19 protein-coding genes are annotated in these 20,771 nt (G+C 43.5%); 13 read left to right on the top strand and 6 right to left on the bottom strand.

Annotation, left to right across the window (positions count from 1 at the left end; genetic code table 11):
- Window positions 1-165 precede the first annotated feature (165 nt).
- From FC83_RS04170 to FC83_RS04160, 3 genes are read right to left on the bottom strand one after another with little or no spacing between them, the layout of a single operon-like run.
- The gene (locus FC83_RS04170) at window positions 166-651 is read right to left on the bottom strand and encodes a nucleoside deaminase (RefSeq protein ID WP_057002432.1); all 486 of its coding nucleotides are present in this window, start codon (window positions 649-651) and stop codon (window positions 166-168) included.
- Between the two features lie 16 nt (window positions 652-667).
- Complete coding sequence (locus FC83_RS04165; protein ID WP_035454589.1) at window positions 668-1,033, bottom strand: DUF6483 family protein; 366 nt, start codon at window positions 1,031-1,033, stop codon at window positions 668-670.
- 16 nt (window positions 1,034-1,049) lie between these two features.
- Window positions 1,050-1,961, bottom strand: a complete 912-nt coding sequence (locus FC83_RS04160) for a LysR family transcriptional regulator (RefSeq protein WP_052004875.1) — start codon at window positions 1,959-1,961, stop codon at window positions 1,050-1,052.
- Window positions 1,962-2,131: 170 nt separating this feature from the next.
- On the opposite strand from FC83_RS04160, the gene FC83_RS04155 reads away from it, so the two are divergent.
- The 13 genes from FC83_RS04155 to FC83_RS04095 all read left to right on the top strand — a co-directional run bounded on the left by FC83_RS04155 (window position 2,132) and on the right by FC83_RS04095 (window position 19,391).
- The gene (locus FC83_RS04155; RefSeq protein WP_052004874.1) at window positions 2,132-4,147 is read left to right on the top strand and encodes an FAD-dependent oxidoreductase; all 2,016 of its coding nucleotides are present in this window, start codon (window positions 2,132-2,134) and stop codon (window positions 4,145-4,147) included.
- A gap of 713 nt (window positions 4,148-4,860) precedes the next feature.
- Window positions 4,861-5,877, top strand: coding sequence for a LacI family DNA-binding transcriptional regulator (locus FC83_RS04150; RefSeq protein WP_057002431.1), 1,017 nt, complete (start codon window positions 4,861-4,863; stop codon window positions 5,875-5,877).
- On the top strand, window positions 5,877-6,830 hold the full coding sequence (locus tag FC83_RS04145) for a LacI family DNA-binding transcriptional regulator (protein WP_035454587.1): 954 nt from the start codon (window positions 5,877-5,879) through the stop codon (window positions 6,828-6,830). Before FC83_RS04150 ends, FC83_RS04145 begins: the two co-directional genes overlap by 1 nt.
- A gap of 103 nt (window positions 6,831-6,933) precedes the next feature.
- Complete coding sequence (locus FC83_RS04140; protein ID WP_057002430.1) at window positions 6,934-8,592, top strand: alpha-glucosidase; 1,659 nt, start codon at window positions 6,934-6,936, stop codon at window positions 8,590-8,592.
- 5 nt (window positions 8,593-8,597) lie between these two features.
- Complete coding sequence (locus tag FC83_RS04135) at window positions 8,598-9,899, top strand: alpha-amylase family glycosyl hydrolase (protein ID WP_057002434.1); 1,302 nt, start codon at window positions 8,598-8,600, stop codon at window positions 9,897-9,899.
- Between the two features lie 126 nt (window positions 9,900-10,025).
- Window positions 10,026-11,327, top strand: a complete 1,302-nt coding sequence (locus FC83_RS04130; RefSeq protein WP_035454585.1) for an ABC transporter substrate-binding protein — start codon at window positions 10,026-10,028, stop codon at window positions 11,325-11,327.
- 35 nt (window positions 11,328-11,362) lie between these two features.
- Window positions 11,363-12,202 carry a carbohydrate ABC transporter permease gene (locus tag FC83_RS04125; RefSeq protein ID WP_035454583.1) on the top strand — a complete coding sequence of 280 codons (840 nt, stop codon included), beginning with the start codon at window positions 11,363-11,365 and terminating at the stop codon, window positions 12,200-12,202.
- On the top strand, window positions 12,202-13,014 hold the full coding sequence (locus FC83_RS04120) for a carbohydrate ABC transporter permease (protein WP_035454580.1): 813 nt from the start codon (window positions 12,202-12,204) through the stop codon (window positions 13,012-13,014). Before FC83_RS04125 ends, FC83_RS04120 begins: the two co-directional genes overlap by 1 nt.
- An 18-nt stretch (window positions 13,015-13,032) precedes the next feature.
- The gene (locus FC83_RS04115) at window positions 13,033-13,668 is read left to right on the top strand and encodes a hypothetical protein (RefSeq protein ID WP_035454578.1); all 636 of its coding nucleotides are present in this window, start codon (window positions 13,033-13,035) and stop codon (window positions 13,666-13,668) included.
- Window positions 13,669-13,696: 28 nt separating this feature from the next.
- Window positions 13,697-14,803, top strand: coding sequence for an ABC transporter ATP-binding protein (locus tag FC83_RS04110; RefSeq protein WP_035454576.1), 1,107 nt, complete (start codon window positions 13,697-13,699; stop codon window positions 14,801-14,803).
- Window positions 14,804-14,823: 20 nt separating this feature from the next.
- Window positions 14,824-17,088, top strand: a complete 2,265-nt coding sequence (locus tag FC83_RS04105; protein WP_057002429.1) for a glycoside hydrolase family 65 protein — start codon at window positions 14,824-14,826, stop codon at window positions 17,086-17,088.
- 2 nt (window positions 17,089-17,090) lie between these two features.
- Entirely contained in the window at window positions 17,091-17,768 is a 678-nt protein-coding gene (pgmB, locus tag FC83_RS04100) for a beta-phosphoglucomutase (protein ID WP_082622559.1), read from the top strand.
- A gap of 237 nt (window positions 17,769-18,005) precedes the next feature.
- Window positions 18,006-19,391: a PTS galactitol transporter subunit IIC gene (locus FC83_RS04095; RefSeq protein ID WP_035454573.1), complete on the top strand. Its 1,386-nt coding sequence runs from the start codon at window positions 18,006-18,008 to the stop codon at window positions 19,389-19,391.
- Between the two features lie 115 nt (window positions 19,392-19,506).
- On the opposite strand, the gene FC83_RS04090 is transcribed toward FC83_RS04095, so the two are convergent.
- The 3 genes from FC83_RS04090 to FC83_RS04080 are packed head-to-tail and all read right to left on the bottom strand — an operon-like array spanning window position 19,507 to window position 20,725.
- The gene (locus FC83_RS04090) at window positions 19,507-19,716 is read right to left on the bottom strand and encodes a helix-turn-helix domain-containing protein (protein ID WP_035454570.1); all 210 of its coding nucleotides are present in this window, start codon (window positions 19,714-19,716) and stop codon (window positions 19,507-19,509) included.
- 8 nt (window positions 19,717-19,724) lie between these two features.
- Window positions 19,725-20,204, bottom strand: coding sequence for a DUF2975 domain-containing protein (locus FC83_RS04085; protein ID WP_035454568.1), 480 nt, complete (start codon window positions 20,202-20,204; stop codon window positions 19,725-19,727).
- 41 nt (window positions 20,205-20,245) lie between these two features.
- Window positions 20,246-20,725 (bottom strand): DUF2975 domain-containing protein, encoded by a 480-nt coding sequence (locus tag FC83_RS04080; protein WP_035454565.1) that lies wholly within the window; start codon window positions 20,723-20,725, stop codon window positions 20,246-20,248.
- Window positions 20,726-20,771 lie beyond the last annotated feature (46 nt).

The following is a 20,771-nucleotide window of genomic DNA, read 5'->3' as shown; positions in this document are numbered from 1 at the left end:
CATCTATTAGATGCAGTTGCAGGTCCCTTATATTTTTAATCAGTGATATGGTGATATATAGAAGTGTTTGCGTTAGGCACATCCAGTAATCTGATGAATTATCAATAATAGTGCTGTGGAGATGGATCTTCAAAACATAGTTAAAATTCTTAAGTCAGGCCGCTACTAATCCCAATAGCCCGCATGAACTGCAGCAGCTTCCTTCTCTAGTTTTCCAAAGGGACCAACTACCGTAATATCTTTTTGCCCATGCTGAAAAATCTCGCGACTGGGTAAATCAAAAGTTGGATTGATTTCATTACTGCCGGTTAATTGGAGTAAACGACGTTCAGCCATGGCATAAACCACCCGGCCAATATTGGCCCAGTAAATAGCCCCTGAGCACATGACACAAGGCTCAGCCGTGGTATACAAACTGCAATCCCATAAGAAGGCTTTACTATACACATGAGAAGCGCGTTCAGCCAGCATACATTCCGCATGGCCAGTGCATTTGCGTTCAGTAAGTTCGATGTTTTCTTGAGTCATTAAAATGTTGCCCTGGTTATCAGCTAACAGCGCACCAAAGGGAGTATTGCCGTTTTGCCGGGCGGCTTTTGATATTTCAATACATTTTTTTAACAACTCTAGATCTGTTTCTGGTGTGATCATCACTTGAATGCTCCTTTTATGCTTGGCCTTGATAACGCTTTAGTTTTTGCAGGTCAGCGACCAACGCTTTTCTTGAGTAATCCCCCTGAACCAAAGTCGAATCGTCATACTGGCGCAAGGTATCAAACAACCAAACAGCCAGTTTTATAAATTCAATGCCGGGCAGGGCATATTGCAGAGCCCATAGCCGTTTGGCAGCGGTACCATATTCTTTTGCAGTGACTAAACGTTGTAGTTCAGTTTGCTGGGGCAGTTTTTGAGCCTGGTGTTCTGGGAAAACTATTTCGGTGGTGCCGCCACCTTTACCACTGGCGAGAATATAGCCTAAACCATCGGCAAAGGCATGTATTTGGCGCATGATCCAATCACTTTCGTTTTGCAAGTTGGGACCTCACTTTCTAAACGTCTTCTTTTAAATAAGATAACAACAATTCAATCATTGTTTGAATAGGTGCAGTGACTTCGGTTTTATAAGAAATACCTTTTTCAATTGCTAACATAGTTTCTGGCACTTTGTAGATATTCACGTTTTTGGCTGTCAACAAGTTATTATCAATTAAAGCTTCCATGGTGGTAAATGTCAGGCCTAATTGGTGGCTGACAATCCGAGTGGCTAGATCCATGTCTGGCACTACAGCAATAGTTTTAAGCGTTAATTGCTGAGCTGTGATGAAATGGGTGACTTGCTGTTGAAACTTAGAATCTGAGCGGGTCATAATAATCTCTTGATTGTTTAATAATTGTGGATTTGTTAAGGGTGTTATAACACCGCAAAGTTGAGGGTCATAGCAATCAACTTGTTTAGAAATGATTAAATAAACAGGGCTAGCAGCTAGGGATTGGAAAGTTATACTTTTCTTTTCAATCCCCATCCCATAAAAAATATCCAGCTCATCATTATCCAGTAGATAAGCTGCTTTAGAAGTTGGTGTTTCAATAAACTGTACTTGTAAATCAGGATATAGTTGATGGAACTCAGGCAAAATAGTGGGTAAGAAATATCTGCCTAGGGGATGATTTGTACCTAAGCGGATAATGCCCGTTTTGAACTTGGCGATGTTTGCCATTTCTCTTTCTAAATGGACATAGTTTTTATCCTGTTCAATTAGATATGCCAATAAACGTTGACCAGCGTAGGTTAAAACCGTACTGTCTTTGTTGCGTTGCAACAGCGGCGTACCAAATTTAATTTCATACTTGTGAATGGTTTGGCTAACGTAAGGCTGGGTAACGTATAATTCGTCAGCGGCCCTTGAAATAGAATGAGTTTTATTAATAGAAGTTAGAAAGTCTTTGAGATTCTTATTCATCAATCTATCACGTTCCTTTACATTCACTCTAGCGAACTAGTAATGCGGAAGATATAAGGGAATCCCCCTATAATGATTTGCTTATATAAATCTTTTGAAAGAGTAATTTCCCTTATTTCGTTAATCAATGCACAATGTACTTGTACATTAAAACGAGAAGAGGGGTTCAAATGGTTTTCGTTACGAAAGATATTCAAAAACGCGACGTTTCCAGATTATTTACGCCAACAAGTATTGGCAAACTACAGTTAAAAAATAGAACTGTTATGGCGCCGTTAGGCTTAGTCGGCTATGCGGATGCCCGGGGCGGTTTTAACAAAAATATTCAAGAACTATACATTCGCCGAGCTAAGGGCGGTATGGGTATGATCACAGTTGGTTTAGTGGCAGTGGATTATCAGGATTTCTTTGATTTATCACTACCTTGCCCCATTTATGACCCTATCGATTTCACCAAGACCTCTAAAGAAATGTTGGAACAAATTCATAACTACGGTACTAAAGCAATTTGCATGATCTCAGCGGGTATGGGGCGCTCTGCCTTCCCGGGGGTGTCCAAACAAATGTGGGCGCCTTCGCCACAGGAGAATCGATTTGATCCTAAGGTCATGCATCGGGCCATGACGGTTGCAGAAATTCAAAAGACCATTGAAGACTATGCCAAGGGCGCTAAAATCTGTAAAGATGCTGGGTTTGATGGCGTTGAAATTCATGCGGTGCACGAGGGTTACTTGTTGGATCAGTTCACCATGTCCTTCTTTAATCATCGTGATGATAACTACGGTGGTAGTCTAGAAAATCGGCTACGTTTTCCAATTGAAATTGTTAAGGCCATTAAGGCTGCTTGTGGTGCTGATTTTCCAGTTACCTTACGCTACTCTTTGAAGAGTTTTATTCGGCATCTGCGGGAAGGCGGATTGCCTGGTGAACATTTTGCTGAACAAGGTCGAGATGTAGCGGAAGGCTTAGAAGTTGCCAAATTATTTGAAGCAGCTGGCTATGATATGTTAAATGTTGATGCTGGGACATATGATGCTTGGTTCTGGAATCATCCCCCGATGTATTTTGAAAAAAAGGGTATTTATAACGAATTTGGCGCCAAAGTTAAATCTGCCGTTAGCATTCCGGTGGCTGTTGCTGGACGTATGGATGATCCAGAAGCCATCAATGCGGCTTTTGATCAAGATATCGATCTGGTCGAATTTGGCCGGCCTTTGTTGGCTGATCCTGATTTAGTCAATAAGATTAAAGCGGATGCTTGGGAAGATGTTCGGCCTTGTATTTCTTGCCACGATGGCTGTTTAGACCGCTTGGCCAAGGGTATGCCGTATTCTTGTACCGTTAATCCGGAGACTGGACATGAAGCCGAGTACAAATTAACGGCGCCTTTAGCCAAGAAAAATATTCTAGTGATTGGTGGTGGCCCTGCCGGTTTGGAGTCTGCGTATATTTGTGGGACTAGAGGGCACCAGGTGACGTTACTGGAAGCTCAGGACAAACTAGGTGGTGCCATCTTACCCGGCAGCGTCCCTAGCTTCAAAAAAGATGATTATCAATTATTGGTTTGGTTTGAACGACAATTGGCACATATGTCGAATGTAACTATCCAATTGAATCATGCGGCCACTAAACGTGATTTTAATGACCCCAAGTTTGATACGATCATTGTGGCGACTGGGGCGACGCCAATTATGCCAGATTTTGGCAGCGACCAAATGCTCAAAGCAGAAGATGTGCTGATGGGTAAAGCGAAAGTTGGGGAGAAGGTAACCATCATTGGTGGTGGCCTGGTAGGTTGTGAGACAGCACTTTGGCTGCAACGGCAAGGCAAGCAGACAACTGTTGTGGAGATGTCTGATGATATTTGTGGCGGTCCTGCCCACACGCCATTTGCCAATTATCAAATGATTTCAGAACTGCTACCTTACAATGGTGTTGATGTTCAAACTTCAACCAAAGTTGAGCGGGTTACCGGAACCCAAGTTGTTGCTAGTGATGCACAAGGTAATACAAAAACGATTGCCGGAGATGCGGTAATTTGTGCCATTGGCTATAAACCTAAAGATCCGTTCTTGCAGTTATTGCAAACAACGGATAAAGAGACGTATCTAATTGGGGATGCTAAACGCACCGGTAAGATTATGACAGCAATTTGGGACGCCTATTATATTGCCAAAGATATCTAAATAGAAGATTTGAACGGATTAACTATCCCTTCGGAAAGCACCAGAGAAAAGTGGAAATTTCTCTGGTGTGATCTGGAGGGATTTTTGACATCTAGAAAAAGAGGATATGTTTTACAGACAATGCTGTGAGCATTAGTTGAATTCGAAAAGGGTCGAACCACGATTTTGGTTAAGCCAAAATTAACAGCCCCCTTATCTTGATGATCCGCAGAAAGTTTTAGTATACTAAAACTACGCCGTGGCAAGCGGGGAGCTACCAAACTACCACGGCTAGTGGTTAACGAGATGGCGTGCCACCCTTCAACATTTTGAACAACGGGGGTGGTTACTATGCTCAATTCGGGAAGACTTGGAGGTTTAAACTGATGTTACTTTTTGCATTGGCGGTGTATGCTTTTAGCATAGCTTGCGTTAATTTTGCTAAGGTATACGCAATAAAAAAAGCTAACCACAAAGGTTAGCTTAATCCAATAGTCATTTCGGAACCACGATTGAAGTCGTTAGGGTCTTTAGCCAGGGCCTAACGGCTTCTTTTCAACGGCTTCATTGTACTAAATTCAAAAAGATAATTCAATTGCTGGACTTAGCAAGACAGGCTTAGTCAAATTAAATCAACGAACGGTATATCAATGGCCACTTTTACGAAACCGCTTGCACGACTTTGCGATTTAGCTTATGATAAATTGAATAAGTCAAAAAGAAGGAGGAATTCCATGGCAACCTTAAAGGACGTCGCTAAGCTGGCCCAAGTTTCCCCAGCAACGGTTTCGCGGGTATTGAATAAAAATTCGGTCATTACAGCTAAGACTCGGCATCGGGTGGAAAAAGCGATGAAACAGTTGAATTATGTCCCTAACACCAACGCCCGTAATCTGGCCACCAGCAATGCCCGGACCATTGGGGTGATCCTCCCCGCCAGCCAACAAATGGTGTATTCCAATCCCTTTTTCGTGGAGCTACTCCGGGGCATTAATCATGTCACCAGTGACAACGACTTACTGACCGCCGTGGCCACCGGGGAAAGTGTCACTGATTTGGTGCGGTCTATCACCATGATGACCGCCCAGAATAAAATTGAAAAATTTATTCTATTATATTCTCAAAAGAATGACCCAATTTTGGATTTTCTGGCCCAATCTAATGCTAAATATGTCCTCTTGGGGAAACCAGCTAAGGATAGTTGGAATGTATGCTATGTGGATAACGACAATATTTTAGCCGGTAGTGATGTGACCAGTTATTTGGTTAAAAAAGGCCACCGTCACATCGGTTTTTTGTACGATGATTTTTCCCAAGTGGTCCAAGGTGACCGTTATTTAGGTTATCAGCGAGCCGTGATTCAAGAGGGCCTCAATGAATATCATCTGGGCCTCAGTGAACCTGCTGACGCCATCGGGCCACCTTTACGGACCTTCTTAAAAAAGCATCCCCAAATCACGGCGATGATTGCCACTGACGACTTATTGGCTTTACAAGTCCAACGCCAATTAGCTCAACTGCACTTGCCCCAGGCGATGTCCTTGGTGGGTTTTAACAACTCCATTTTTGCCAAAGTCGCCCAACCTCAATTAACCTCAGTGGAAGTTTTTCCCGTGGCTTTGGGGGAAGCGGTGGCTAAGATGATCGTCAATTTATCCCAACAACAAAACGCACCTAATAATATGATTACACCGCATCAAATCATTGAGCGGGATTCTGTGGTTGATTTAACAATAGGGGAGGCTAATTGATGGCAACATTAGAAGATATTGCCAAGGTTGCCCACGTGTCAAAAATGACCGTATCACGGGCAATCAATCATCCGGAATTGGTTCGCGATGAACTGAAAACTAGTATTTTTAGTGCCATGCATGAATTGAATTATCGGCCCAATGTGGCGGCTAAAGCTTTGGTAAATAATAAAACACAAGTTATTAAGTTTTTTGTGCTGGAAGATATTGATATCACGGAACCCTACTATATGAAACTACTGGTGGGCATTGCGGAATACTTAGCCAAATATCAATATTCCCTGCAGTTGATGACCGATCAGCATCTGGATATTGGGGCCAGTGATGGTTATATTATCACGGGGATGCGGGATGAAGATTATGATTGGATCAAACGGTTGGAGTTACCCGTGGTTTTATTCGGAGAAAATCGCTGGCGCCTTGACTTCGTGGATACCAATAACGAAATGGGCACCCAAATGGCGACCCGCTATGCCTTAGAACAAGGTTATGACCGGGTAGTTTTTATTGGGATTGATGTGAAGGAACCCTTTGAATATTCCCGAGAAAATGGCTATATTCAAGTGATGCAGGAAAATCAACGCATGCCAGAAATTCATCGGTTTGCTAACCATAGTCACCTGGCCATGGACTTCATTGAAGCCACTTGGTCACGGATCACGCCTAACACTTGTTTCATCTGCGCCAGCGATCGCCTGGCTTTTGGGATTCAAAAGGGGATTTTACAAATGAGTCCCGAAATTGCCACGGATTATGGGGTGATTGGTTTTGATGGGGTTTTCTTGGATCAAGTCGCCACCCCCCAGCTCACCACGGTGGAACAACCTATGTATGAACTCGGGGAAGCCTGCGCAGAACTGTTATTGCGCAAAATCAAAGATAACTACTATCCCTTAGAAGAGCGCTTGTTACAACCGAAGTTAAAAATTGGTGGTTCCACCCGAAAAAAATAGGTAAATCTTGTTAGCGGTAACAGCAATCTTTCGATTGAACTGGACCGCTATTTTCTTTACAGTTAAGGCAAAAGTAACTGAAAGCGTTTGCGGAGGTGGTAACATGGCCAGGGATTGGCAGGACCAGCAAGTGATTTATCAAATTTATCCTAAGAGTTTCAAAGACACCAATCACGATGGCATTGGCGACTTACCAGGTATTATTGAAAAATTACCTTATCTTAAAGACCTAGGCATCACCACGATTTGGCTGAATCCAATTTTTGGCTCACCTCAAGTGGATAACGGCTATGATGTCTCAAATTATTTTGCCATTGATCCTAGCCTGGGGACCATGGCCGATTTTGAAGCCCTGGTGGCACAGGTACATCAATTAGGGATGCATCTTATTTTAGATTTTGTCCTCAACCATACCTCAGATCAACATCCCTGGTTCAAAGATGCCTTGAATAATCCCGATAGTTTATTCCGGGATTACTATATTTGGCAAGCTGGCTTTAAACAACACGAACCCAATAACTGGGGTTCCTTTTTCGGAGGCAGTGTGTGGCAACAAGAAAGCCCTACGGGTCAGTATTATTTCCACTTATTTGACAAGCATATGCCAGATTTAAATTGGCGTAATCCTGAGGTCGTTCACGCCATGATCCAAGTGGCGGCTTTTTGGGTCAATAAGGGCATTGATGGCTTAAGGTTGGACGCCTTTATTCATATTGCCAAAGCCGATTTTCACCAAAATTATCCGGCAACGAGTCCCACCCCCCATTTAGCCACGGAATTTTATGCCAATTTACCCGGGGTTCACGATAATTTACGGGTATTTGTCACGGCGTTAAAACAACTGAATCCGGATTTATATATTCTTGGAGAAGCCGCCTCGGCCAATCCGGATTTACTGGCGGCTTATACTCGTCCCGGGGAATGCGATAGTGCCGTCACCTTTCGCACGATTGTGGATCAACCTCGACAAACTGACGTAAAACTGCCCTCAACCTTTCAGCTGAAAAAACTAGATTTGCCGGGGATGAAGCGGGAATTTGCGGAAATTCAAGCCAAAGTTGCCGCACCACCGGCCCTTTACTGGAGCAATCATGATATGGCCCGCTTGGCCCAGCGTTATGTGGATCCAACTGACTTTGCCAATAGTTACTGTACTTTGGCGCTGATGATGTACCTGCAGCGGGGCACGCCGATCATTTATTATGGGGAAGAGTTAGGCCAACAAGGCGAACGTTTCCAAAATTGGGCCGATTTTGAAGATGCTGGTCAAGTGGCTCCCTTTGCGGCCCAGGGCAAGGCATTGGGTTATCGGGGCACTGAAATTTTAGAGTTATTAAATCAAACTCATAAGATGACCGCCCGGGGTCCCATGGCCTGGACGAACGACCAATATCGCGGCTTTTCAGACGTCCGACCGTGGAAGTGGGGTGAAAAAGATTCTACGAAAGTGACGACTAAAGTCCAACGAACGCAGATTTTAGCTTGTTACCGTCAAATCATCAAGTTCAAGCAACAAGCCGTTTTTGCCCAGGGGACCCAAGCCTTCTTGATTACCCCAGCAGCTGTTTATGGTTATTTACGAACATTTAAGCAAACCCAAGTGGCGGTGGTTTGTAATTATAGTGATACTGATCAGCAGGTTAATTTTCCCCAAGAAATTGCGGGCAACTTGTATCAAATTGGTGCGGCGAATTGTCAGCCCCAGGGTGTGACTTTGGCGCCTTATAGCAGCGTTGTTTTGAAATTTAAAGAGGATAGGTGAATAAAATGGCAGTTGATACCACGATTACGTTAAGAAACGATATTGTTTATTCGATTTTTGTCCGGAACCACACCCCTGAAGGCACGATCAAAGCCGCTATGGCGGATTTACCGCGGATACGGGCTTTGGGAACGACGATTGTTTGGCTCATGCCCATTCAACCCACTGGCACAGTCCAGCGCAAAGGCACCTTGGGCTCCCCTTACGCCATTCAAGATTATCGGCAAATTGACCCCGCCCAAGGAACCTTTGGGGATTTAGAAGCCTTTGTGGCCCAAAGTCATGAATTGGGGATGCGGGTGATTTTAGACGTGGTCTATAACCATACGGCCCCCGATTCAGTCTTAGCTAAAACCCATCCAGAATGGTTTTATAAAAACGAGCAAGGCCAAATGGGCAATCGCACTGCTGACTGGTCAGATGTGGTGGATTTAGATTACAGTCAACCTGCGCTTTGGGACTATCAAATCGAAACGTTGCAACTATGGGCTGGCTATGTGGATGGCTTTAGATGTGACGTGGCCCCCATGGTACCGCTGGCTTTTTGGCTGAAGGCCCGAGCTGACGTGGCCACGGTTGATCCAGACAAGCATTACATTTGGTTGGCTGAGACCAATCATCCTGAATTTATTAAAATAGTCCGGGATATGGGTTACGAAGAATCCTCAGATGCGGAGATCTATCAAGCCTTTGACATGACCTATGAATATGATGTGATCGAGGCCTTTAAAGCGACCTTAAAGGGTGAACTGACCCTGGCTGAATATGCCCGCTTATTAAATCGCATGGATGTGACTTATCCGAAGAATTATGTAAAAATGCGCTTTTTGGAAAATCATGACAATGAACGGGCCGCCAGCTACATGCAAGACATCGATACCCGGCGCAATGCCTTGGCTTTCAAGTATTTTGAAAAGGGCAGTATGCTGCTCTACGCCGGGGAGGAATTTGAAGCCACCCATTTACCATCCCTGTTTGATCGGGACATCATTGCTCTACAACCAGATCAAGCTAAAACTGATTTATCCGATTTCATCCAGCGGTTCAGTGCCCTGAAGCAAGACCCCATTATGGCTGAAGGGAAGTATCAGGTCACCGACTTAAATGGCAGTGTGCTACAGGTCACTTATGAAACGGCGAGCCAACAACGGGTAGGTCTCTTTGCGCTACAGCCCTTTAAGGGGGATTTGATTGTGGCAATAGATTCTGGGGAATACACGGAACTAATCACCGACCGGGTGGCCAACGTGGTAGACGGCATCATTGCCTTTACCGGAGAACCTTTAATTTTAGAACGGCAGTTGTAATTTTTGACGATTGATAAAAAGATTTCTGTTACCGGTAACATCAGCCTTATGGATTGTGCAATCGCTTTCATCAGTCCATAATAAAAATTGTAATTCAAAAAGAATTTATTGAGGAGGCTATCTAAAATGAAGATAGGTTGGAAGAAAATTGCGGTCATGGCTATGGCAGCTTTGGCGACAACAACAGCATTAGCAGCATGTAGCAGTGGGAGTTCCAGTTCTAGTTCATCAAATGGTAAGACGACAATTTCGATATTGCAGGGGAAAGTTGAAGTTAACAAGCAACTGAAACAAATTGCTACCGAATATGAAAAGACTCATCCGAATGTGAAAATCACCGTTTCTTCTATCGGTGGGGGGACAGAATATAATCCTGTTTTGAAGACCCGGATTTCTTCGGGGAATGCCCCAACTATCTTTAGTCTGGCCGGTCCGGCAGATGCCAAACAATTCTCCGCCCAAGCCGCTGACTTATCCAAGACAAAGGTTGCAAAGGCCGCTTTACCAGGAACAGCCTCAGCCGTTCAAATTGGCAGCAAAACCCTGGGGATTCCATTTAACATTGAAGGTTATGGCTTTGTTTACAATAAAGAAGTTTTCCAAAAAGCCGGCATCGACCCAACCAGTATCAAGACCTATGACGACTTAGTCAATGCTGTGAACACATTGAATGATAAGAAATCTGAATTAGGCATTAAAGGCGTCTTTGCCTTACCTGGTAAAGAGACTTGGGTCTTATCTGATCACTTAGCCAACCTTTATATTGGTCAAGAATTCAATGGTAATGCTAAAAAGATGTATGATTCTAAATCCATGAAATTTACAGCCAATGAAGAAATGAAACAAATGATCGATTTGCAAAACAAGTTCTCTATCAAACCAGTGATGCAAATGGATTACAGCCAACAAGTCAACCAATACTTCTCTCAAGGTAAAGCTGCTATGATTCAACAAGGGGACTGGATTTACCCAACGGTTGAACAAATTGATAAAAACTTTGCCAAGAACCAAATCGGCATGATTCCAATTCCAGTTAAAGGCCAAGAAGACAAATTACCAGTGGGCACTTCTTTATACTGGGCAGTTAATAAAAAGAAATCTACCAAGGAACAAAAAGCCGCCACTGATTTCTTAGCTTGGCTCTATACTTCTGATGCCGGCAAGAAAGATGTTGTCAACAAGTTACACTTTGTGCCAGCTTACAAGGGCTATGATAACTTCAAGATGGCCGATCCATTGTCGCAAGTTGTTTTTGATTATTCCCAAAGAAAAGCCACAACTGGTTGGGCCTTCCCAGCATATACCGGGACTTCTTGGGATCCAAATACATTCCAACCAAACTTACAACGCTATTTAGCCGGTAAACAAAGTTGGGATAAGACCGTTAAAAACTCGATTGATGGGTGGAAGACCCAACAAAACAAGTAATAAGCTAGTTTGGCACCTTCAGAGGGGGAATTACGATGAAAAATCGCAGTTTATCATTTTGGCTTTTCGTCACGCCGACCCTCGTTGCCCTGGCACTGGTGGTCTTCATCCCCGCGTTAATGGGAATCTTTTACTCATTCACCAACTGGGATGGCTTGACTTATACCACGATGCTAGGATTTAAAAATTACATTACAGTATTTCAAGACGGCGGCTTTTTAGCCGCTTTGTGGTTTACTGTGAAATTTGTCGTTGTGACTGTAATTTTACTCAACGTGATTGGCCTGTCATTAGCATTATTAGTAACCCGTAAATTTAAGGGCAATAATTTATTAAGAACTGTTTTCTTCATGCCCAACTTAATTGGTGGTTTAATTCTAGGTTTTATCTGGCAATTTATTTTCACACAAGTCTTTGATGCCCTGGGCTTTTCTGGGTGGTTGACCAATCAAACCACTGGTTTTTGGGGCTTGGTCATCGTGACTTTGTGGCAGATGAGTGGGTACATCATGATCATCTATATCGCGTACCTGCAAAATATTCCCACCGAAGTCATTGAAGCCGCGGAAATCGACGGCGCCAGTCCCTGGCAGCGTTTTTGGAATATCACGTTTCCAATGATTGCTCCAGCTTTTACCGTGAGCATGTTCTTGACACTGTCCAATGGCTTCAAGCTTTACGATCCTAACTTGTCCTTGACCAATGGGGGGCCTTACAAGTCCACGGAAATGTTGGCCATGAACATTGTCAATACGGCCTATTCTGAAAATGATTTTGCCAGAGCCGAAGCCAAAGCCTTGGTATTCTTTGTCATCGTGGGTGCGATTTCCCTATTGCAGGTTTACTACACAAGAAAACGGGAGGTTGATTTGTAATGAAAAAGACAAGCAAATTAGTCATTGCACTGGTCAGCTTCTTGTTAGGCTTGCTTTGGATTTTCCCATTTTATCTGATCTTAACCAACTCGTTTAAAACACCTAAAGGCATATTTGCTTCTGTTTTGAGCTTACCCAGTCCGGCTACTGGCGATAACTATGTGAATTCTTTTAAGGCCTTAGATTTTCTCCGGTCTTTGGGGAATTCCTTGATTATCACGGTGGTTGGGGTTGTCTTGATTATTGTGTTTTCTGCCATGGCAGCTTATGCCTTGCAACGGAATCACAGCAAGATTTCCGGCGGGATTTTAATGTTATTTGTCTCTGCCATGTTGATTCCTTTCCAAACCGTCATGATTCCTTTGACGGCCAATTTTGGTCGGGTCCACATGCTGAATATGTGGGGTTTGATTTTTATGTATATCGGCTTCCAGTCCAGCTTATCCATCTTCTTATATCAAGGGACCATTGCCTCGATTCCAGTATCCATGGATGAATCAGCGGAGTTAGAAGGGGCTAATCGCCTGCAGACATTTTTCAAAATCATCTTTCCCATGCTGACACCGATCACCACCACTGTGGGTATTTTGAATATCATCGCCCTTTGGAATGATTATCTATTACCATCCCTCGTCTTACCGCAAAATCAATATACGATTCCATTACAAATGTTCTTCTTCTTTGGACAATATACCAAACAGTGGCATTTGGCACTGGCTGGCTTGGCATTATCCATTCTGCCAGTCATCATCTTTTACGCCTTTGCCCAACGTTACATCATTAAAGGCGTCACCGATGGCGCTGTGAAATAAACATAGGAGGGGTAAGGGATGCTCAATCTACAATCAAAATTCGGTCAAAAACTCATGGCTGTGGGCAACTGGCTCACCAGTCTAATTTCCATTAACCTGGTGTGGTTTGCCATTACATTGCCCTTTTGGATCATGCTGATTTTTTGGCTGGCATTGCCCCAGGGGCTGATCGCCACTATGGTGTTGGTCTTGTTGTGGTTAAGTGGGGCCTGTTTTCTCATCCCGGCCACCACGGCTGTCTTTTCAAGTGTGCACACTTGGTTGCAGACGGCTAACAACACTTACTTCAAAACCAGTTGGCATCAGTATTTGACCGCGTTACGGCAATGGCCGTTGAATTTAGGCGCCGCCTTACTGGGCGTGGCTTGGCTGCAAACTTTTGTCCTGGTCAAAGCTAACCCACTCTTGGGGGCTGCCTTGATGGCCCTGGGGATATTAGGCGTGATGGCCTATCTCAGCGTGGTCTTCGGGCAAATATTGGCCGTGGCACCACTGCAACTATGGTTGGCCCAACCCCTACGTTTTATCGGGGCCACTTTAGGTGTGATTTTGATGTTAGGTCTGAATATTCAAATTCACTTACTCTTCTTATTTTTATTATGCAGTATGTCTTTGAGTGCTTGGTTCGCCAATAAATTGATCAAGCACTGCTAGAAAAAAGCTTTTGAAGGAGCGGGTTAAGATGACTGAAATTTCATTGGAACATATATATAAAAGATATCCCGGCAATGATAGTGATTCTGTCATTGACTTTAACTTAGAGATTGCCGATGGGGAATTCGTGGTCTTTGTAGGGCCTTCTGGTTGTGGCAAGTCCACCACCCTGCGGATGATTGCTGGTCTGGAGGATATTACCAAGGGGGACTTGAAGATGGGCGGCAAGCTCATGAACAAAGTCCATCCTAAAGATCGTAACATTGCCATGGTTTTTCAAAACTATGCTTTATATCCTCAAATGTCGGTATTTGACAATATGGCCTTTGGGTTAAAGATTCGGAAAATGCCTAAAGCTGATATTCAAAAACGGGTCAACGATGCGGCGGAAATTCTCGGGTTAACCGAGTACCTGCAACGTAAACCCGGCGCCCTTTCCGGGGGACAACGGCAACGGGTCGCCTTAGGGCGGGCCATTGTGCGGGATGCCCAGTTATTCCTCTTAGATGAACCTTTGTCTAACCTGGATGCTAAGTTACGGGTGCAAATGCGGACCGAAATTGCCCAATTACACCAGCGCTTAGCCACCAACATGATTTATGTGACTCATGACCAAATCGAAGCTATGACCATGGCTGATCGCATCGTCATTATGAATAAAGGTCGCATTCAACAAGTGGGGACGCCCGATGATTTATACAACAAGCCCGTTAATAAATTCGTTGCCGGCTTTATGGGTTCCCCTGCCATGAACTTCTTTGATGCCCATTTACATGACGGCACTGTCTCTAACGGCAAAGGTCTGAGCGTGAAAGTGCCAGAAGGTCGGTTGAAAACTTTATTAGATAAGGGTTATAACGACAAAGACCTCATTGTAGGGATTCGGCCAGAGGATATTCATACCGAAGAAGTAGCTTTAGAAGCCATGGCCGATGCGGTGGTTCAAGCTGATGTAGAGGTTTCAGAATTCCTAGGAACTGATTCAATGCTTTATTCCAAGACCGGTGAAACGGAATTCGTTGCACAAGTCAATGCCAGAGACTATCATAAACCTGGAGAGCATGTGGAAATGGCTTTTGAAATGAGTAAGGCTCATTTCTTTGATAAGGATTCTGAAGCGGTCATTTCCAACTAAAATATCAGGAGGCTGATTTTGTGAAACGTATTTTTGAAATAGATCCGTGGCATATTACAACCGACAAATTTAGTATTGAAAATCGACGGCTTCAAGAATCAATGACCAGTCTAGGCAATGAATATATGGGCATGCGGGGCTTCTTTGAAGAAGACTACAGCGGCGATTCTTTACCAGGTATTTATATCGGGGGTGTTTGGTTTCCAGATAAAACCCGGGTTGGCTGGTGGAAAAATGGCTACCCAGAATATTTTGGCAAAGTGATCAATGCCCTTAATTTCATTAAAATTAATACCCTGATCAATGGCCATCACTTGGATTTAGCTAAGGATACCATTACAGATTTCAAATTAGATCTGGATATGAAACAGGGATTATTGACTCGTAGTTTTATATTAGTCCGGGGTGATTTGCGCATTGGCTTTAAATTCCAACGTTTCTTGAGCTTGGCGCAAAAAGAGTTATCCGCCCAACAAGTGACAGTGACCAATTTAAGTGCCAAATCCGTGGTGTTGGAATTACAGGCCAGTTTAGATGCAGATGTGGTCAATGAGGATTCTAACTATGGGGATCATTTTTGGAATGTGACCCAGCAAGTGGCCCATGAAACCACCGGCTATATGGCCACGGAAACTATCCCCAACAATTTCGGTACTCCCCGTTTTACCTTAGGGGTGGGGATGACCAACCAGGTCCAAGGCTTACACGCTGAAGCAGCCAAAACTAGTGATTTGGAAGTAACCAATGACTTCAATGGCCAATTGGCACCCAATGCCACAGTTGTTTTGGATAAGAAAGTGATCGTCACCACGTCTAGGGACTATGAGACTGATCAATTGCAAAGTAAAACTGAGGCCTTATTAGCTAAAGTCTCCGGTGCCAGTTTTGCGCAATTGTTGGCCGCCCATGCTCAGGCTTGGGCGCAGCGGTGGCAAATTTCCGACATTCAAATTCAAGGGGATGCCGAAGCCCAACAAGGGATTCGCTTCAATTTATTCCAATTATTTTCCACTTATTACGGAGAAGATAAACGCTTAAATATTGGACCGAAAGGCTTTACCGGTGAAAAATACGGGGGTGCCACCTATTGGGATACAGAGGCCTTTGCCTTGCCCGTTTATTTAGGGATCAGTGATCCTAAAGTTGCCCGGCATTTATTAGAGTATCGTCATCAGCAATTACCTGGGGCGGTGCATAATGCCCAGCAACAAGGCTTAAAGGGCGCACTGTATCCCATGGTGACCTTTAATGGCATTGAGAACCATAATGAATGGGAAATCACCTTTGAAGAGATTCACCGTAATGGGACCATTGCCTATGCCATTTATAACTATACCCGCTATACCGGCGACGATAGTTACTTGAAGACCCAAGGCATTGATGTTTTGGTGGGCATTGCTAGATTTTGGGCCGATCGGGTCCATTATTCTAAACGGCGCCAAAAGTATGTGATCCATGGGGTCACTGGACCCAATGAATATGAGAATAATGTGAACAATAACTGGTACACCAACCTGTTGGCCCAATGGACTTTGAAATATACTTTGGCGACCTTGCCGAAAGTCAGTTCAGACAAAGCCGCCCAGTTACAGGTGAGCTCAGAAGAAGCCCAGCATTGGCAGGATATTATTGCTAATATCTACCTAGGGGTAGATGAGGAAACTGGTGTGTTTATTCAAAATGATGACTTTTTTGATAAGGATATTCGCCCAGCTTCAAGCTTGAAACCTGAAGAACGGCCCATTAACCAGCACTGGTCTTGGGATAAAGTGTTGCGTTCGCCGTTTATCAAGCAGGCTGATGTGCTCCAGGGGATTTGGTACTTTATCGATGATTTTGATATGGCCACCAAGAAACGCAATTTTGATTTTTATGAACCTCTGACCGTCCATGAATCCAGCTTGTCGCCATCTGTTCACGCGATTTTAGCGGCGGATTTAAACGAAGATGACAAAGCGGTTGAAATGTATGCCCGCACCGCCCGGTTGGACCTGGACAACTATAATAACGACACCGAAGATGGGTTGCATATTACCAGTATGACCGGGGCCTGGTTAGCGATTGTGCAAGGTTTTGCAGGGATGCGGATTCGTGATGGCAAGTTGCATTTTAAACCATTTCTACCAAAACAATGGACGGCTTATCAGTTTAGAGTGTTATTTAGAGGCCGTTTGATCGAGGTTAATGTTGATGCCACTGGCACCACGTTGAAGTTACGCCAAGGGGAGCCACTAACTGTTGATTTAGCAGGGGATTCCCTTAATTTAACCCGGGAGGATCGATGACCATGAAGTTTACAGATGTAAAAGGTTTTGCCTTTGATTTAGATGGGGTCATTACAGATACCGCTCGTTTTCACGGCCAGGCCTGGCGCCAAACTGCCGATAAGGTCGGCACACCTTGGACCCAAGACCTAGCTGATAGCCTGCGGGGCATCAGCCGGATGGCATCTTTAGAGTTGATCTTAAAAGCTGGAGGTCATGAAAATGATTATTCCCAAGCTGAAAAAGAGAAATTAGCCCAACAAAAAAATGACCGTTACCAAGCTTTGATCGCCACTTTGACCCCCGATGATATTTTGCCAGGTATTTCGGATTTTTTGGCAGAATTACAGCGGGAACATTACAAAATGGCAATTGCCTCAGCCTCTAAAAATGCCCCCTTAATTTTAGATAAATTGGGGTTAGCTAATAAGTTTGTGGGCGTGGTGGATCCTAACACATTGCATCATGGCAAACCTGATCCGGAGATTTTTGTGAAATCCGCCGAATTATTAGGGTTGCCTGTGGCCCAAGTGGCTGGCGTGGAAGATGCCGTTGCCGGGATCGCAGCGATAAATGGTGCCGGGGAATTTTCCATTGGCATCGGGGATGCTGACTTACTAAGTGCCGCTGATGTGGTATTCAGAGATACCAGTCGTCTGACGCTGGAAAATATCAAATTTAAAGCGCAATTGAAAGATTAGTTTCATTGACCGTTGACTTGGCAATTGCTGGGTCAGCGGTTTTTTTCTACGGTTAGGCTAAAGAAAGCTACTATATTATGAGCTTTCTTTTTTATTTTGTTTGTGAAATCGCTTGCAAATTTGTTCGAGAAAGCGCTATACTTCAGTTGAAATTTCTTTTAAGGGATTATCATTTCTTATATAGAAATATTTTGCCATTATCTTCAGCACTACAATTTAGTTTTGGGAGGTTATTTTATGGGTGTCATTAGTTACATAATGTCTTTAGGTGCCAGTGTCATGATGCCAATTATCTTTATTGTTTTTGGCTTGCTGTTAGGGATGGGGCCTGGGAAGTCGATTAAATCTGGCTTATCTGTTGGTGTGGGGTTTGTTGGTTTAAGTGTGATTACCAAACTGTTAGCAGATAACTTGGGACCAGCTGTTAATGCCATGGTTAAGATCTATAAGTTGCATCTTTATACATTGGATATAGGTTGGCCAGCCGCTTCCACAGTTGCCTTTGGGACTCAGGTTGGTGCGATTATCATTCCCTTGGGATTGGCAATTAATATCTTGATGTTGCTGACTAAAACCACACAAACTTTGAACATTGATTTATGGAATTACTGGCATTTTGCGTTTATTGGTTCATTAGTTTCCATCGCTACGAACAGCTTTTTATGGGGTGCCTTTGCCGTAATTATCACCATTATTGTCACATTGGTGGGTGCCGATCGGTCACAAAAGAAAGTTGAAGCTTTTTATGGCCCTGATCTAAAAGGGATTTCGCTACCCCAGGCGTTTTGTGTTAGTTTCATTCCTTTTGCCATTGGCGTCAACTGGTTGATTGAACGTATTCCTGGATTGAATAAAATTGATTTTGATGCGGATAAGCTAAAGAAAAAATTTGGTATTTTGGGCGACCCGATTTTATTGGGTGTTATCATTGGTATCTTATTAGGTTTTCTAGCTCGCTATCCTGTTTCCAAGGTTTTACAACTCGGAATTATTTTAAGTGCCGTGATGGTATTGATTCCCAGAATTACCAGTTTGTTTATTGAAGGCTTGAATCCGATTTCGAAACGTTCTCAAGAACTAATCAAAAAACGGTTTTCTGGTCGAACCTTCAGTATTGGAATGACCCCCGCCTTAGTCATTGGGCATCCAACGACGTTAGTTGTGTCGTTATTGTTGGTACCAACAATTCTGTTTCTATCCGTGGTTGTACCAGGGAATGAATTTTTACCCTTGGCAAGTTTATCCGGATTGATTTACATTTTCCCATTGGTTTTGCCTTACACAAAGGGGAATGTTTTACGCTCGTTTATCGTGGGTTTAGTCAGTCTAGTGTTGGGTGTTCTTTCAGCAACGACCTTAGCAACTATTTTTACCAAAGCAGTCCACATGGTGCAAGCCAATTTAATTCCAGCAGGGACCCATTCAGTTGCTAGCATTGATTTTGCTGCTAGTCCCTTAGCCTGGATCGTCTATCAATTTAGTGTGAATTTAAACATCATCGGACCAATTATTGTTAGTCTTGTGACATTGGCATTGATGCTTTATAACCGGCAAAAAATTGCCAAGGATAATCTTAATGATCCAAAGCACAGTGAAGTGACTGCTTCAGCTGCCAAGCATTAATGTAATACGAACAAACTAAATCAAGCCACCAACTCAGGTACGACAAAGTTGGTGGCTTGATTTAGTTTGAAGATTATGAAAAGAACATATATCGCCTGAGTTTTAAAGTTATCAATTATTCAGTGTCGTTAAATTCTAAAATATCGCCAGGTTGGCACTCCAGAGCACGACAAATTTTATCAAGAGTGGAGAAGCGGATAGCTTTAGCTTTACCAGTTTTGAGAATAGAAATATTAGCCATGGTGATACCAACTTGGGTTGATAATTCAGTGACGGACATTTTACGCTTAGCTAGCATCACATCTAGATTTACAATAATTGCCATGATGACCCTCACACTGTGTATTGATTTTCAAGGTTGATGGCCGTTGCTTTCTTTAGAAGTTTTTCCAAGATAGCCGCAAAAACCGAGATGGTAAAAGGAACGAGGACTACTGCACCGCCGATTAAAATCAGGCCCGGGGCATCTTCGTAGTCAGCCACGCGATAAATTAAGGGGAGAAATGCCAAGTAGCAAATTCCCATGGCAAAGATGACGTGTTTGATCGTGGCAATTGCTTGAAGGGCTTTACCGGAGAACACATCATTACGGTCCACCAATTGCAGGATATGAAAGGCATGAAATTCAGCCACGTAAAAGAACAGGGCTGAGCCGTACAGCCCCACCATAAATAGCGGCCGTTCTAAACCAATATGGGGATATTCCCGGATAAGTGCGCCGGGAATTCGGGGAAAGGCGAATAGGCAAAATAATAAAACAACCACGCCAAGTGCAACTAAAGCAATTTTTAAAAACAACGTTTGAATTTTCATGGACCAAACCAACTCCTGACTAGTTGACGATTAATTAACGGCTAGATAATACGTTGATTTTCCAGCTTCATGGTTATCGCTTGTTTGAAAAGATTTTTTAAAATAGCGGCCACAACGGCACAAATAAAGGGCACCAGTGCTACTGCTAAAACCATGAGGGGCATTTTCGGAGCGTTGGTGATACGGGCAATGTGATAAACCATTGGTAATAACAGTAAGTAACAACAGCCCATGCCACTGGTAAGGTATTTGATTGCTGTCAGCGCTTTGAGAGTTTGACCGGAAAAAACAGCGTGCTGGTCAATTAGGCTTAAAATGCGCCAAGCATAAACTGCCGCAGTGTAAAAACAAAGGGCAGAACCATATAAACTACCGCTAAAGACAAAACGTTCCCAAGTAATACTGGGATAAGCTTGATGAACAACACTTGGGATATGGGGAAAGATAAAGATTGCGAATAATAAGACAATGATACTAACGCCAATCAAGACACTTTTTAAGAACAACGTGCGGATTTTCATTGCTTGTTCAGACTCCCGCCTATTTTTAAAGCAATCATAGCATGAT

This window comes from Agrilactobacillus composti DSM 18527 = JCM 14202 (genome assembly GCF_001436375.1).
Classification (GTDB): Bacteria; Bacillota; Bacilli; order Lactobacillales; family Lactobacillaceae; genus Agrilactobacillus; species Agrilactobacillus composti.
Note: the sequence above shows the minus strand (reverse complement) of the source record. Positions and strands in the feature narration are given on the sequence as shown.

Bases quoted from the DNA above. Each gene is read 5' to 3' on its own strand.
- FC83_RS04170 (WP_057002432.1), bottom strand. From the start codon at position 651: ATGATCACACCAGAAACAGATCTAGAGTTGTTAAAAAAATGTATTGAA.
- FC83_RS04160 (WP_052004875.1), bottom strand. From the start codon at position 1,961: ATGAATAAGAATCTCAAAGACTTTCTAACTTCTATTAATAAAACTCAT.
- FC83_RS04155 (WP_052004874.1), top strand. From the start codon at position 2,132: ATGGTTTTCGTTACGAAAGATATTCAAAAACGCGACGTTTCCAGATTA.
- FC83_RS04150 (WP_057002431.1), top strand. From the start codon at position 4,861: ATGGCAACCTTAAAGGACGTCGCTAAGCTGGCCCAAGTTTCCCCAGCA.
- FC83_RS04145 (WP_035454587.1), top strand. From the start codon at position 5,877: ATGGCAACATTAGAAGATATTGCCAAGGTTGCCCACGTGTCAAAAATG.
- FC83_RS04140 (WP_057002430.1), top strand. From the start codon at position 6,934: ATGGCCAGGGATTGGCAGGACCAGCAAGTGATTTATCAAATTTATCCT.
- FC83_RS04135 (WP_057002434.1), top strand. From the start codon at position 8,598: ATGGCAGTTGATACCACGATTACGTTAAGAAACGATATTGTTTATTCG.
- FC83_RS04130 (WP_035454585.1), top strand. From the start codon at position 10,026: ATGAAGATAGGTTGGAAGAAAATTGCGGTCATGGCTATGGCAGCTTTG.
- FC83_RS04125 (WP_035454583.1), top strand. From the start codon at position 11,363: ATGAAAAATCGCAGTTTATCATTTTGGCTTTTCGTCACGCCGACCCTC.
- FC83_RS04120 (WP_035454580.1), top strand. From the start codon at position 12,202: ATGAAAAAGACAAGCAAATTAGTCATTGCACTGGTCAGCTTCTTGTTA.
- FC83_RS04115 (WP_035454578.1), top strand. From the start codon at position 13,033: ATGCTCAATCTACAATCAAAATTCGGTCAAAAACTCATGGCTGTGGGC.
- FC83_RS04110 (WP_035454576.1), top strand. From the start codon at position 13,697: ATGACTGAAATTTCATTGGAACATATATATAAAAGATATCCCGGCAAT.
- pgmB (WP_082622559.1), top strand. From the start codon at position 17,091: ATGAAGTTTACAGATGTAAAAGGTTTTGCCTTTGATTTAGATGGGGTC.
- FC83_RS04095 (WP_035454573.1), top strand. From the start codon at position 18,006: ATGGGTGTCATTAGTTACATAATGTCTTTAGGTGCCAGTGTCATGATG.
- FC83_RS04090 (WP_035454570.1), bottom strand. From the start codon at position 19,716: ATGGCAATTATTGTAAATCTAGATGTGATGCTAGCTAAGCGTAAAATG.
- FC83_RS04085 (WP_035454568.1), bottom strand. From the start codon at position 20,204: ATGAAAATTCAAACGTTGTTTTTAAAAATTGCTTTAGTTGCACTTGGC.
- FC83_RS04080 (WP_035454565.1), bottom strand. From the start codon at position 20,725: ATGAAAATCCGCACGTTGTTCTTAAAAAGTGTCTTGATTGGCGTTAGT.